Consider the following 13,133-nt stretch of genomic DNA (forward strand, 5'->3'; position numbering starts at 1 on the left):
AATCCTTTTAAACGAGTAAGATAGATTAAAAAAAAAAAGAAAGACCGCAGCCGCGGCCTTACTGGAAAGAACTCACCCTTCCGGGCAGTAATATGTTCAATATATGATGATTTCCGGTACCTAAGACTTTAAGCCCGGGAATATGTGCCTGAATTGCGTCGAGGACGTTAATTTTTCCAAAAGCTGACTCTTATTGATGAGAATTGAAGATGAGTCAATAATTATTTGTAATTATTTGAAAAGTGAAAAAAGGCACAAAACGGGAGAAGTAATCGAAAAGTATATTTTGGCAAGATCGAAAAATATTTTGAGTGCAGGAGCAAAACAAAACTAAGACAGGTCCATGTAAAGAAAAATCTCAATATTTATATAAAACGAAGCATTTTTTTAATTTAAAACTGGAAACTATTTCTCCATGACTGTACACTTATCTACACGTTTATAATTCAGAAGTATATATTCAATTCTATGAATAGCAAAATCAATAGATAAAAAAATTTTAACTCAAGGAAAGAATGCCAAGCAAAGCTTTCTCCAACAGAATCAAAGCCAAAATTATTTTACAGGCGCTTGCCTGCTGCGCAGTAGCTATTACTCTGCTGGCAGCCGGGGGCTATGCATTCTACCATCTAAAATATACAGAGAAACAAAGAGAAAACAGAGCACATATACGAACGACAGTGAATGAAGCACAACGACTCGTGCTGGAAGAAATGAAAGAGCCGATCTCAGAACTCATGTATCTGGCCAGCCTCAGCGAAGTGACCGAGGCATTTACCTCCATTATCTCAGCTGATAATCTTGCTGACCTTGTAAGCCTCTCACGCACGAAAAAAAAGTATGATCAGGTTCGCCTCATTGACCGCTATGGGATGGAGGTTATCCGCATCAATTATAATAATGGATCTCCTGCAGTTGTTGATGAGGCTGAGCTTCAATTTAAAGGCGGCCGCTATTACTTTTCAGAAGCAAATCAACTTGACGTTAATCAGATTTACATATCCCCTCTTGACCTTAACATTGAAAACAACACCATCGAACAGCCCTTAAAACCCGTTATAAGACTCGCTACCCCGCTCTTTGATAAAGACGGCAAAAGACGGGGAATAGCCATTCTTAATTATTTCGGCCAGCATCTTTTTCCTTATCTGGAAAACATCAGTCTTACTGCAGGAGAGCAAGCATACCTGCTCAACGAAGACGGTTATTATCTATACAGCAAAAACCCCTCTATTAATTGGGGATTTATGTTTGGTGACCGCAAGGATTTTAAATTCCAAAACTCATATCCTAAAGTCTGGGCAAAAATCATAAAATCAGAATCCGGTCAGATTGTTACTCAGTCAGGAGTCTTCACTTTCGTCACAATTAATCTGAATGATGTTGGACACAGTTCAGAATACAAAATCATAAGCCAGACCGGAAAATGGAAAATAGTTGTTTTCACCCCGGATCAGATTACTTCAGCTAATTCAAGCGCAATGTTTGGTGATGTTTTCCTTATTGTACTAGGCTTAAGCCTGCTTGCAATATTAATCAGTATTGCTGGTGGACGAATGCAGATGAATAAAGCCCGCACTGAAATTGCTGTTGCTGAAATGAATAAATCTTATGAACGTTTTGTGCCAAGAGAGTTTTTAAAACTTCTCAACAAAGAAAGATACCGGGACATCACGCTGGACAGCAATGTGCGTAAGAGAATGGGGATTCTTTTCAGCGACATACGATCTTACACAAACATATCAGAATCCTTGGAACCGGAAGAGGTTCTCTCTTTTCTCAACGAGTACTTTCAAAACATTAACGGATCAATTGCAGATAACCGAGGCTTCGTTGATTCATTTCATGGAGATGCCCTGCTGGCCTTATTTGCAGGGACTCCCGACCAGGCAGTACGAGCCGGAATTGAAATGCGTCAACGGCTTGCTGAATTCAATAAAAACCGAAGCGATGCCGGTGAAGAAGCCATAGAGATCGGTGTCGGGATTCATTATGGCGAAGTAACATTGGGGACAGTGGGAACCACTTATCGCATGCAGGCAACAGTAATCGGCGATGCAGTTAATCTTGCATCCCGTATTGAATCGGCCACCAAGACCTTCAAGATAGATATAGTTGTTACTGGCTCTGCCATTGAAATGATGGAAAATCCGGATGATTTTCATCTCAGGGAAATTGATACCGTTCGGGTAAAAGGCAAAGAGCACCCAGTTAAACTCTACGAAGCTTTTGACAACGATCCACCGGAAGTCCGTAATGCAAAAAGTGAGATTGCCCCGCTAATGAATAGCGCGTTGAAAATGTATAAAGCAGGTGAATTTGAACAGGCACTTGAAATTTTCAAGGTTTGCGCAAGCAAATGCCCTGAAGACAGCATTCCGCCTATATATATCAAACGATGCAGCACTTTCCTCCGCATTCCACCCGGACCGGGATGGACCGGAGTCAGCCCTGTATAAAACTACCAAGGAGCAGTTATGGCATTCATTGATTGGGAAAACAAATACAGCATCAATGTGGCCGAGGTGGACAAACAGCACCAAGGCTTGTTTGGAATCCTGAACCGCCTTCATGAATCCCTCACCAACGGGGAAGAGAAATCGATGCAGGAAAAAATTCTGGATGAACTGATCGATTACACTGTGGAGCACTTTGCCACAGAAGAAAACCTTTTTCAGGAAACAGGTTTTCCCGGCTACGAGAACCATAAAAAGATTCATGACGACCTGACAGGGCAAGCCATTCAAATCCAGAATGAATTCCGCAATGACAATGCTACAATATCCTTCGAATTACTTGATTTTCTGCATCAATGGTTGACAGAACACACTTTGGGGCTGGATCAGGAAGCCGGAGACTACCTGAACAGCAAGGGAATATTCTAAACTCGAAAACAAACACAGTCCAAAGAACAGAACGAAGAGTTCAAGACTAAACACAAAAGACTTCAATTAAATCCAGCATAAATAAGGCCTGAACCAAAAGTTCAGGCCTTATCCATTCAAAATCAAAACTACTTCAGCCCCAGCCTACGGGCCTTGTCCTCATCGGCTTTTGCGGAAGCGGCGAAACCGAGTCTTTTGTAGACTTGTGCGCGGTTGGCGTAGGCCTGTGCGTCTTTGGGATTCTTGTTAATCGCCTCAGTGAAAGTGGTTATCTTTGCCGGCAACTCTGCTACAGGCATGGCTGCGATTTCCCCGCTGGCGTCTGCTGACTGCGGAGCTTCACCCTTGGCGGCCTGCTGGTCTTTGGCAGCTTGTTGAGCTTTGGATTCCTGCATTGCCTGCGCTTTTTTAGCCTCTTTAAGAGCTTTGGCTTTCTTGGGTTGGTCAAGTGCCATCTTAGCCGCCCCGGCAACCGGGGGAACTATTGTAATTGCCTGCCAGCCCGATGACCATGCAGAAGGTGCGCAGATAAGTGTGCCCAGAATAGCACTTGAAATAAGAATAGATTTAATTTTCATTCGAGTCCTCCTATCAAAATGTCTGGCATCTTTAATCAACTAAATTAATATAATTAATTTATCGGGAGGGGCAAGAGCTTCCGGTTAATTTTATCTGGATAACTATATATCAAGATTGAAAATCAATTCCGGTGCATGTTTAAGAACAAACTTTGCTACGTCCTCTCCAGCCAGCAATGAAATCTGCTTATCAAGTTCATATGAAACCTCCTGAACTCTATTCTCAAGCTGTTCTGTACTTCTAGCCGTAGTAATGATTATTCCCGCAGTAGCATCAAACTTTTCAATACCAATCTTAATCTGCTCTACTGCATTTAGATCGTAATGCTCTCCGGCATATGACTTAATTTGAACAATGATTTTATTTCTAAACGACAAACCGGCTACATTTGACTGAGTTGTCACGATCAAATCAGCACCATAATCCGTTTTCCAACCGGAACCGTTTTCCTCAACCTCAACAACATCCGGCAACCTTCTAAACACTTTTGCTAAATAGACCTCAAGCTGCTTGGCGGGATGCATCTTCTGAATGTTCCTCGTTAATTCAGAAAGATAGGGATTAGTTTTTCTTTTGAGATGAAACTCGCTCCGCTCCTGTTCTTTGACGAGTGTCACTCTGCTGTTTTGAAGATTTTTCAAAGATTCCAGAAAATCCTCTACCTCATAAATCCTTTGCTGCCGCTGACGCGGGTACAGATTCACACTTGGAAGAACGTTACTGTCATTTCTAGCAAACTCAACAATGGAACCAACATCAATTGTAAAATTATGCCTGAAATCCGGTCCCCAATCACATTGCACGCCTTCATCAAATTCGTATTCAGATATTACCCGTGCCGCAATACATTGACCATCTTTAGGGGTATTAATATGAACAATCCAATCCCCTTTTTGAACCCGCAACAGAAATTGTTGTCTGGAATCCCAATCAGTAGGTCTATCTGTTAATTTTAAATTATGATCATCTTCTTGAGACCATCCGAATCTTGATTTACCCTTTAAGATAGACTCATAAACCAATTTTCGTGCATGTTCTTCCGTCGCACGACTAAACGCCCATACCTGCATTTTATTCTCCTTCAATTTCACAACCCCGTATATGAAAAAACTCCCGGTTTGAATCAAACCGGGAGTTTTTTCATATACGAATTAGTAAGAACTGTCAGATACTCTGATTCCTTACAGATGTGCTCCAATCCATGCACCGTAGATCAGGACCGGGATGATGCCGATCACAAAAGCGATTGCATACATCAGCATAAGACCGCCGATGGTTCCGTCCGCTTTGATGGCTGTGGTCAGTTTCCATGAAGATATGCAACCAACTAAGTTGAGCACGAAGCTGAGAGCAACCAGAAATACGCAAAACCATACATCGGGAACAAGAGGCTGACCGAAAATAGCGGTCTGGGGATTTGCGGGATCATTGAGAGCCAAGGATGCGCCCAGCGCGATGGTTCCCAGAATCAGGAAACGGAAGGTGCTCAGCTCTGCGAGCATGGGGATAAACAGGGCAAGGAAAGCCGCCAGCAGAAGCACACCGAAGCTCTGTGCCGCAAAAACAGGTGCTTCATTGACCAGAATCCAAGGAGCAAGCCAGTTGGCATTTTCAGAAACTCCAAGAATCACGGGAGAAAGAGTCAGCATGAAAACATATAGTCCCAGAGTCTTAATAATCATCATCACCAATGATGAAGTGGACAGGGTTTCAGTGCCGAAGCTACCGTCTTTTTTAGATGCGGCCCAAAAAAAGGCCACCGGAATCAGGCTGATAGCCAGAGCTTCACCCAGAACAGCATATGTCTGCCAATTTAAGAAAACTTTTGCAGCGGAGGTTGAAGCCTCCAGAAAATTTAGCATATTCACTCCAATATTTTCAGTCGATTTACAGCTGCCAGCTAACGTTGGCTACAACTAAACTATTTCAGATTTCCTGAACTTCAAGGCCAGCCCGGCGGCAATCAGCAACACCACATCGCGGACGATTGTCATCTGCATGTCGGATGCGCTTGCTGCGTCTGTGGAAAAACAACCGCAGGCAACATCAATACCCCGATAGAGGTTCGCGGAAAGAGCAGCTATGAACACCAGCAGCATACCCGTCAGGATCGCCACCGCAGCATCAACAAACACACCGCAGACCAGCATGGCACCGCATACGAATTCCAGCCAGGGCAGGAAATATGCAACAGGGCCGATCATAATCTCCGGCAATATCTGGTAATTCTTGATGATCCCGGCAAAAGCCACCGGATCAGCAATTTTGTCCACACTGGCTAAGATAAAGATAATCCCTAGAAAAATACGGGGAAAAGATCTGATATCCATCAGTTTGCCTCCAAATCCATTCCGGCTCCAATCCAGCCGTCTATTCCTTCAGTATATATGGAAATATCTTTAAACCCAAGCCCACGCAACTTCTTGGCTACGATGAGGCTCTTCCCGCAGGTCAGGCCGTCACAATAGACAATAACCCTACGGCTGGAATCAACCATTGCAGCCAAATCAGCCAGTTCCGCACCTTCCTTGTCTATAGGAATATTAACGGCTCCGGGCACATGTCCCATCCCGAATTCCATGGCAGAACGGGCATCAACAAAAGAATATTTCCCGGCGGAAAAATCCTGCAAAAGTTCCGCGGTTGCAATTTCCTGAATTTCCGGCGGCTGGGGATGGCTTAATTCCGCAAATGTATACGGGGTCGTACGGGCGGAGTTGAAAACAAAAGCCAGCCCCCCGGAAAGCGCACATATCAATAAACATTTGACCAGAAATCCGGTCGCTTTCCCAAATCTCATTGGAAGTACCTGATTTAACGTTGATATAAAGTCCCGCAGGACAGCCTTTAAAAGCGCGCAAAATCTTGCACTGTTTCCGGCTGGAAAGCAACCTCGCCTGTAAATATGGAGTAAAAAATAAAAAAGGGTGTGTTCATTAAGAACACACCCTTCTTTCAGTGAGACCGGACACCCGGGATAAACCGTTACCGCTGCTTCCTTTCGGACCTGACGGGGTTCACAGCGCACCCGCCATCCGGCCTCTCTGTCAAAGATTTCGTCGTTGCGACGAGGAGAAATACCTATTGATTCCAGCTAAAATTGTCAAGCGTTATCGCTAAAAAATCGAAATTATTTTTAAAATTCTTCTAAAAGCTGCCCACTTGCGCCCTTTCAAGCGACGAAAAGCCAAACATAGCACTTTATCTCAACTCATGTTTCTGTTTAACTGTTTTTACTCAACCGCACAAGAAATCTCTAATCTGGGAGAATAATATGGACGCTAAAAACGTTAAAGAAGTTGAAGGTATTAAAGTTCAGCAGATCGGTTATAAGGGTGAGAACCACGAAGTCAAAGGTGTAACCATACGCTGGCTTTCCAAATCCGGTCAGGATGAAAACGGACAGCCCGAATACGGCCTGCGCCACTTCACCGTGGAGCCCGGCGGAGAGATCCCGGCCCACAACCATTTTTATCTCCAGACAGTCTACGTGGAAAAAGGCCAATTCGAATGTTTCGCCTACGATCCAAAAACAAACGAAGTAACTGAAAGCAAAATATGCGGTCCCGGCGACTTTGTTTTCTCTGACTGCATGGAGCCGCACGGCATGCGCAATATCAGCGACACCGAGGAAGCCACTTTCCTCTGCTGCATCGGCTGCGTCTACGAAAAATAGCCCTACCCACTAACAAGAAAGAGCCCGCCATCAACCTTGATAGCGGGCTTTTCCATTAAATGTCGGTGTTGATCCAAGTTGCCGGTTTGAATCAGTAGCTAAAGTGTCAATACAGGAAAACTGCTTGCCTTAATTATACATTATGATGCTTTTTTAGCAAGCTGAATTCTATAGTTAATTATGTCATCTACGGTCAGCACGGGCATGTCGTGCTTCTGGCCGAATTCAACAATCTCCGGCAGCCTTGCCATGGAACCGTCCGGGTTGGTCAGTTCACAAAGAACACCGCAGGGATTCAGACCCGCGAGGGTCATCATATCCACAGTGGCTTCTGTGTGGCCTTCGCGCTCCAGAACTCCGCCTGCCCTTGCGCGCAGAGGAAAAACATGGCCGGGCTTATGCAGGTCCGCGGGCTTGGCACCGTCCGCGATTGCTGCTTTTACCGTCGTAACACGGTCGGCGGCAGAGACACCGGTGGTCACACCTTCGGCCGCTTCAATTGTGACAGTAAACCCGGTCTGATAGCGGCTGGAATTAGCCTCCACCATCATGGGCAGATCAAGCTGTTCGATTTTATCTTCAGTCAAGCACAGACAGACGATTCCGCTGCATTCGCGAATCATCATAGCCATCTGCTCATCACTGAGCATTTCTGCAGAAAAAATCAGATCGCCTTCATTCTCACGACTTTCATTATCAGTCACAAGAATACCGCGACCTTCACGCAGAGCCTGAAGACCTTTCTCCACCCTCTCAGCAGGGTTTCCGTATTGGGATAACAAATTCTGATTCATGGTAAATCTCCATATCATCGTTACCAGAATCAGGGCGATAGAATAGACAGCTGTCCACAAGGGAACAGCGCGCAAACGTAGGGAAGACCGCCTGCGTTGAAACTGTCTCATTCTCTTTCATCCGGACTATTACCGTCGGCTCCGGAGTCTCACCGGATCTGCTGACCCTTTTCCACCGATTGGAAAAGGCGCTCGCGGGCTGTTTTCATATAATGAAAAATCACCGCCGGTGGGGAATTACACCCCGCCCTGAGAATTAAGATATTTTTTTCTACTGAAAAAACCGTTCCTTAGTCAAGGACAAAATAAAACCCCGCCTCACAATGAGGCGGGGCTAAAGGAAGTATTATAAGATCTGAAAAACTATTTGAAGCTGTCTTCAAAAAGCTTTTCAATGGCTTTTCTGCCGGAATCTTCCAGAAAACGAGTTCCGGTAGCAGTAAAATGCCTGTGAGTGATTTTGGGAGCATCACACTCAACCCATTTTTCTTTTTCCCAGCAGAACCACTGTTCTTTATCCTGAGAAAATACGTAAAGGGGCTTGTTGCAGATTTTTGCAAACTCAGCACCCCAGCCGGTTCCGCCTTTAACAGTGCCATCTTCAAGGATGTTCCCAATGATGAAGATTTCATGACCGCTGTTAACCTGCCAGCAGATAGACTGCAGAACTTTGCGGAAAATGGGAGCACGGGTAAAGCTGCGATTCATGAGCTTGGAAACATAAGTAAGGCTGACATCCTTGCTCTCAAGTTCTTTCTCAGTAAGAACACGCAGGCCGCGCTGACGGGCGTTCTGGTGACCTTCAAAACTGTAGTTAACTTCCTGCAGGCCATACTTCTCAGCATTCACACCAAATTCGCTTTCAGTACCGGAAGCACCGCCGCTATATAAGATAAACTCTTTAGGATTACTCATTTCTTCCTCCAGTGTTGGCTTGTCTAAATTCGTGAAAAGGTCTGATACATAAAAATGATCAAGTCCACAATCAGGATTATCGGTTGAACTACAATTTGCACCTGACTTGTTGCATACGATAAAATTTAGAACTTATCTACATAAAACAATGATTTTCACTAATTAACAAACGCCTGCCCCGTAGGCATGCAACTATTTAACTAGTAAATGATGTACCGAAGTAAATTTCCATACACAACATGTTCAAACAACATAATTCAGCTATTTTCAATTTTGTAACGAACTAATGCATTAAATTCTGATGCAAAAAAACAAAAGTAAATATTGTTACAAAAATCACACACTTTCACAGACCCAATATACACTTACAAAAACTAGACAATCTTATCAGGAATCACGTGAAGCCTGACACAGGTATTCGACCCCCACAATGCGGTCTGGACAAAGGTCAAAAATAGTGTATTATGCTTTTGTTGATTCGGGCTGGAAAATCTCAAAACGAAAGTAGCTACGGCTAAAACGTATAGGAGGTTTTTATGAACAACCACAGCACTATAGAAGAGACTCCAGAAGCTTTCAAAAAATTGGAAAAGAACAATCCTCAAAAGTTTCGTTCTGTTAGCAAGCACATTGCCGCCATGGTAAAGTCTCTGGATGAACAGGAAAAAGACAGCTCTTCCGACTCTAATGCGGAAGACACTCAGGACTAAGTCCTGCACCTCAATCTCTTACTCAATCTCTAGCAGTTTTAAATTCCGCAATTACTAAAAAAACGCGTCTGACTAGTTTGAATCAAGCCAGGCGGAAATACTGCTTACAAAATCGCCGGATAAGCAATCGATCCACTTTTGGTCTGTCCCCACCCCTTCCACAATGGCAGGAGGTTCATCAATCATGACGATTTGATGGGGGGCAGACTGGAATCCGGTAAGCATAACCGGCACCACCCTCTTCCAGTCACCGCTGACACCCCGAAAACCGATGAAAGTCGGCAAACCGTCAGCAAGAACAGACGCGAGCCTTTCTGGATATAGCCCGTCATCAGGATGGTCTATGGTCAGAATGACAAATTTAAAAATCCCCGCAGGCAGGTCCATGCGGGGTATTTTTTTTGCCCCGTACCCTCTGGACCAGACCCCGATCCTCTGCGGATCGACCTTGGGATTTGAACGCAATTGCTCATAAGCAGTGCGAAGCTCCTTAGCACCGCACCCCTTGACATTAAGCACCACAACATCTTTACCGCAAAGATGGCGGGCAACTTCGGCAAGCTGAGCATCATCGACATCCAATCCATAATGCATCAGCACAACCGCCGGATACTGCCCTTTGGCAGCCGGGACAAACAGATTGCAATCTGCAGCAGACTCACCGGATTCGAAAGAATCTACCCGTCCTTTCACCGGATACTCGGCAGCCTCAGACTCAGGCATCCACATAAAGCGGTGAATCCAGTGTTCGTCTCCGGGCAGGAACACCACCGAACCTTTGACTGGCTCATCCACATCAAAAGCCGGTCCGTAGGTATAAATAAAGTCACCAAACTCGGATTTCCGCAATTTCCTGACCAATCCACTCTTACGGTCATGCAGAATCAACCGACCATGGTTCGCCCTGCCGTCAATAATGACCACCTGCCGCCCGGTAGAAGTTTCGTAATGTCCTCTAAAATCGTCTTCGTGAAATTCATACGCAGCCAAAGCCGAAAGCGACCGAGCTTCAGACCCCCGCTTAAGTACCATGGTGGAGTTACCGACGGTCACCCCTTTGCCCTGCCGTAAAACAACTGCGTCAGGATTAGACGAGGAACCAACTTCGATGTGAGGGTAATTTCTGGCTTTGCGCATAACTTGCCTGGAGACAGAAGTTCTTATCTCAGGCTGATCCTGTGTGATTGGATTTGCGGACTCGGTTGCAACCATATTTCCAGACTCTGCCCGCGCAGGCTTGCTTGATGACGAATGCCTGACATCTTTGTTTTCAGCCGCTTTTTTTTTGATCGCGGGCCGCTTACCTTTTTCCAGCTGCTTGTGCTTTGGAATACGGTAATCAATTTCTTTTTCGCGACTCACTTCTTCCAATGAAACCAGCTCAATGCCGAACGGACTTATCTGTTCCTGATTGGGCAACACAAAATCGACCATGAATAACACTGCCAGCAAATGCAATGAAATTGAAAGAAACGCGGCAAGATAACGCAAGTGCTCCTCCTGAGTCTTAAAACCCAGATTATTCCTGAATAACTATTTTTTCAACCTTTGAGTAACTTTTTTATTTTATTCCAGCACTATATAAAATTATTAACTGTACAACTGAATATGCGATCAACAAATATAAAAACAATAATTCAAATTTCTTATTGACAGTTCCAGAGAATACACATAGACACATCTTCACTTGAGTCGGGATGTAGCGCAGCCTGGGAGCGCACTTGAATGGGGTTCAAGGGGTCGGAGGTTCAAATCCTCTCATCCCGACCACAAGAAGGAACCCCGAAAAGCCACTGAGAAATCAGTGGCTTTTTTCTTTTTAAAGCCTCAAAAGAAAAACCCCGCAGTTAAATAACTGCGGGGCTTTTCTTATCCGAATAAAAAACAGCTTACTCTGGCACAGCCACTTTACGCACTGTAATCTGATAATGTTCGGGAATACCGTCCTGAGTTCTGTTGAATACCGGATCAAGAACAAGATACGCTTCCTGCTCACCATCTGCACACTGCTTGATCATGATATCCTTAGGTTCAATCTCATTTTCAGTGTGGAACATTACAATCCGACGCAAAGAAACAACAGCCTTAAGCCCCTCAATGCGATCTCCATCCGCTTTAACCAAAGTAACATCATCTTTAGCCATTCCGGGTAAAATCATTATATTTTCCTCGCTTTTAATAGGTATTAGAACCGGGCTATCATATGCTTGTACGGAAGAAAGTCAATTAAGGATAGCCCAGTCAGTAAGACATGAAAAAGCCCCCTGCAGCAAAGACCGCAAGGGGCTAAAAAAATAAAGCAACTCAGGAACCACAGGCTGAAACATTACTCAACAAGCACTTCCTGTTCTGGCTGCAAAAATCTAACCCATAAGCTTTTTGCAAAGCCCGTTAATTTTCTCGAAATGCTCTTCAACTGCTTCCTGAAAATCTTCAACTTTCAATATGTCCTGAGGGGCATTTTCGAAAACAGTATTACAATATGGAATGCCGAAATTATTGAAAACGTAGAAATCAACTGAGGAGATCTGTTCCATAAGGTTACGGTACTTGATCAACTGGTCACGCACTTCAGGATGGCTGAAATCCATAAAACTTCTATAAGTCCTGATTCCGCTTTCAACCAGATCATTACGGGACAGTCCTGTAGTTTTGGTCATTTTCTTCAGGATAACCAACGACCTTCTGGAAATAGTCCATGATTTACGCTGTTTTTTCGGCTCAGAAAATTTTCTGGCCCCATCTACAGACAAGGTCAGGAAATTCTTTTTATCAGCAAAAGCAGGCTGATTATAGGAGTTAAATTCCTCACAGATATAATCAAGCACTTCCTGAATGTTCATATTATGATTGTCGACAATGTAACCGATATCATTAACCGCTTGTTCGGACACCGAAAAAGTAGTTTTGGTGTTCTTTTTCTTCTCTACTGCAGACATCCATCCTACCTTTATCACTTTTAATTAGTTTGCGTTATGCAAACATATTCAAATGGAAGAACTATGTATCTAATAATTTTTCAGTTTTTTATCAACGGAAAGGAACAATTTCTTAAAGCAAAGAACAGAAAAGCCAAACTATCCCTCTTCCTGCTGTCCTATGAACAGCCCCAAAACTGAAACAGCAGCATACTGCTTTGAAATCTACTTAAAACAGAAAAAGGCTTACGTCTACTGACGTAAGCCTTTATTGTTATCTGGCGGAGAGGAGAGGATTCGAACCTCCGATAGCGTTAACTATACACGCTTTCCAGGCGTGCTCCTTAAGCCGGACTCGGACACCTCTCCGCTTGGGTGAAAAAGGATTTATCTAAATCAGTATGCCTTGGCAAGCACTTTTTTAATTTATTTCAAAACAAATTAAAAAAGCGTAATTTATCCATCATTTCCCCTTAATTCCAGACAATTTTACCATGCAAAATCAATTTAACGACAATTTCGATCACCACGATCATGAGCGGTACAGTCACCCCACCTAAAATGAACCCTCTCCAGAAATCAGAAAACCTGCTCAATAACTTCATTTGCGCCCCATAAACGTTTAAACATGCAATTTTAGCTGAATTTTATACGCG

Annotated in this window: 15 protein-coding genes, 2 tRNA genes, 1 other RNA gene and 1 riboswitch; of the genes, 5 read left to right on the forward strand and 13 right to left on the reverse strand. The window is 44.0% G+C overall.

All coding sequences use genetic code 11. The annotated features are described in order from the left end of the window. The first annotated feature begins 515 nt into the window (after nt 1–515). Together ACNI29_RS18255 and ACNI29_RS18260 are read left to right on the forward strand one after the other, a co-directional pair. Nucleotides 516–2,459: an adenylate/guanylate cyclase domain-containing protein gene (locus ACNI29_RS18255; protein WP_419779793.1), complete on the forward strand. Its 1,944-nt coding sequence runs from the start codon at nt 516–518 to the stop codon at nt 2,457–2,459. An 18-nt stretch (nt 2,460–2,477) separates the two neighbouring features. Continuing rightward, the gene (locus ACNI29_RS18260) at nt 2,478–2,885 is read left to right on the forward strand and encodes a bacteriohemerythrin (RefSeq protein ID WP_419779794.1); all 408 of its coding nucleotides are present in this window, start codon (nt 2,478–2,480) and stop codon (nt 2,883–2,885) included. 128 nt (nt 2,886–3,013) lie between these two features. Here the strand turns inward: ACNI29_RS18260 and ACNI29_RS18265 are convergent, their stop codons facing one another. From ACNI29_RS18265 to ffs, 6 genes are all read right to left on the reverse strand, one after another. Further along, entirely contained in the window at nt 3,014–3,463 is a 450-nt protein-coding gene (locus ACNI29_RS18265) for a tetratricopeptide repeat protein (RefSeq protein ID WP_419779795.1), read from the reverse strand. 102 nt (nt 3,464–3,565) lie between these two features. Then, the gene (locus tag ACNI29_RS18270) at nt 3,566–4,534 is read right to left on the reverse strand and encodes a restriction endonuclease (protein WP_419779796.1); all 969 of its coding nucleotides are present in this window, start codon (nt 4,532–4,534) and stop codon (nt 3,566–3,568) included. A gap of 111 nt (nt 4,535–4,645) precedes the next feature. Further along, a complete protein-coding gene (locus tag ACNI29_RS18275; RefSeq protein WP_419779797.1) occupies nt 4,646–5,326 on the reverse strand; it encodes a hypothetical protein in 681 nt (226 codons plus the stop codon). A 54-nt stretch (nt 5,327–5,380) separates the two neighbouring features. Further along, on the reverse strand, nt 5,381–5,794 hold the full coding sequence (locus tag ACNI29_RS18280; protein WP_419779798.1) for a MauE/DoxX family redox-associated membrane protein: 414 nt from the start codon (nt 5,792–5,794) through the stop codon (nt 5,381–5,383). Continuing rightward, nucleotides 5,794–6,264 (reverse strand): rhodanese-like domain-containing protein, encoded by a 471-nt coding sequence (locus ACNI29_RS18285; protein ID WP_419779799.1) that lies wholly within the window; start codon nt 6,262–6,264, stop codon nt 5,794–5,796. The genes ACNI29_RS18280 and ACNI29_RS18285 overlap by 1 nt, the downstream gene beginning before the upstream one ends. Nucleotides 6,265–6,416: 152 nt before the next feature. Then, an RNA gene (gene ffs, locus ACNI29_RS18290) (signal recognition particle sRNA small type) lies at nt 6,417–6,512 on the reverse strand. A 226-nt stretch (nt 6,513–6,738) separates the two neighbouring features. On the opposite strand from ffs, the gene ACNI29_RS18295 reads away from it, so the two are divergent. Next, the gene (locus ACNI29_RS18295; protein WP_419779800.1) at nt 6,739–7,140 is read left to right on the forward strand and encodes a cupin domain-containing protein; all 402 of its coding nucleotides are present in this window, start codon (nt 6,739–6,741) and stop codon (nt 7,138–7,140) included. Between the two features lie 140 nt (nt 7,141–7,280). Here the strand turns inward: ACNI29_RS18295 and ribB are convergent, their stop codons facing one another. Further along, complete coding sequence (ribB, locus tag ACNI29_RS18300) at nt 7,281–7,934, reverse strand: 3,4-dihydroxy-2-butanone-4-phosphate synthase (protein ID WP_419779801.1); 654 nt, start codon at nt 7,932–7,934, stop codon at nt 7,281–7,283. A gap of 105 nt (nt 7,935–8,039) precedes the next feature. After that, nucleotides 8,040–8,195, reverse strand: a riboswitch (FMN riboswitch). 102 nt (nt 8,196–8,297) lie between these two features. Beyond that, the gene (locus tag ACNI29_RS18305; RefSeq protein WP_419779802.1) at nt 8,298–8,849 is read right to left on the reverse strand and encodes a hypothetical protein; all 552 of its coding nucleotides are present in this window, start codon (nt 8,847–8,849) and stop codon (nt 8,298–8,300) included. A gap of 536 nt (nt 8,850–9,385) precedes the next feature. Here ACNI29_RS18305 and ACNI29_RS18310 point away from each other — a divergent pair. Further along, a complete protein-coding gene (locus ACNI29_RS18310) occupies nt 9,386–9,559 on the forward strand; it encodes a hypothetical protein (protein ID WP_419779803.1) in 174 nt (57 codons plus the stop codon). Nucleotides 9,560–9,631: 72 nt separating this feature from the next. Here the strand turns inward: ACNI29_RS18310 and ACNI29_RS18315 are convergent, their stop codons facing one another. After that, nucleotides 9,632–11,050 (reverse strand): alpha/beta hydrolase family protein, encoded by a 1,419-nt coding sequence (locus ACNI29_RS18315; RefSeq protein ID WP_419779804.1) that lies wholly within the window; start codon nt 11,048–11,050, stop codon nt 9,632–9,634. A 202-nt stretch (nt 11,051–11,252) separates the two neighbouring features. Here ACNI29_RS18315 and ACNI29_RS18320 point away from each other — a divergent pair. After that, nucleotides 11,253–11,329: transfer RNA gene (locus ACNI29_RS18320), tRNA-Pro, on the forward strand. 119 nt (nt 11,330–11,448) lie between these two features. Here the strand turns inward: ACNI29_RS18320 and ACNI29_RS18325 are convergent. The 4 genes from ACNI29_RS18325 to ACNI29_RS18340 all read right to left on the reverse strand — a co-directional run bounded on the left by ACNI29_RS18325 (nt 11,449) and on the right by ACNI29_RS18340 (nt 13,082). Beyond that, on the reverse strand, nt 11,449–11,718 hold the full coding sequence (locus ACNI29_RS18325) for a hypothetical protein (RefSeq protein ID WP_419779805.1): 270 nt from the start codon (nt 11,716–11,718) through the stop codon (nt 11,449–11,451). Between the two features lie 204 nt (nt 11,719–11,922). Then, nucleotides 11,923–12,498, reverse strand: a complete 576-nt coding sequence (locus ACNI29_RS18330) for a hypothetical protein (protein WP_419779806.1) — start codon at nt 12,496–12,498, stop codon at nt 11,923–11,925. 258 nt (nt 12,499–12,756) lie between these two features. Beyond that, nucleotides 12,757–12,846, reverse strand: a tRNA-Ser gene (locus ACNI29_RS18335). 104 nt (nt 12,847–12,950) lie between these two features. Then, on the reverse strand, nt 12,951–13,082 hold the full coding sequence (locus ACNI29_RS18340; RefSeq protein ID WP_419779807.1) for a hypothetical protein: 132 nt from the start codon (nt 13,080–13,082) through the stop codon (nt 12,951–12,953). Nucleotides 13,083–13,133: the final 51 nt, after the last annotated feature.

The organism is Maridesulfovibrio spiralis (SeqCode), from assembly GCF_048571135.1.
In the GTDB taxonomy this organism is placed as follows: Bacteria; Desulfobacterota; Desulfovibrionia; order Desulfovibrionales; family Desulfovibrionaceae; genus Maridesulfovibrio; species Maridesulfovibrio spiralis.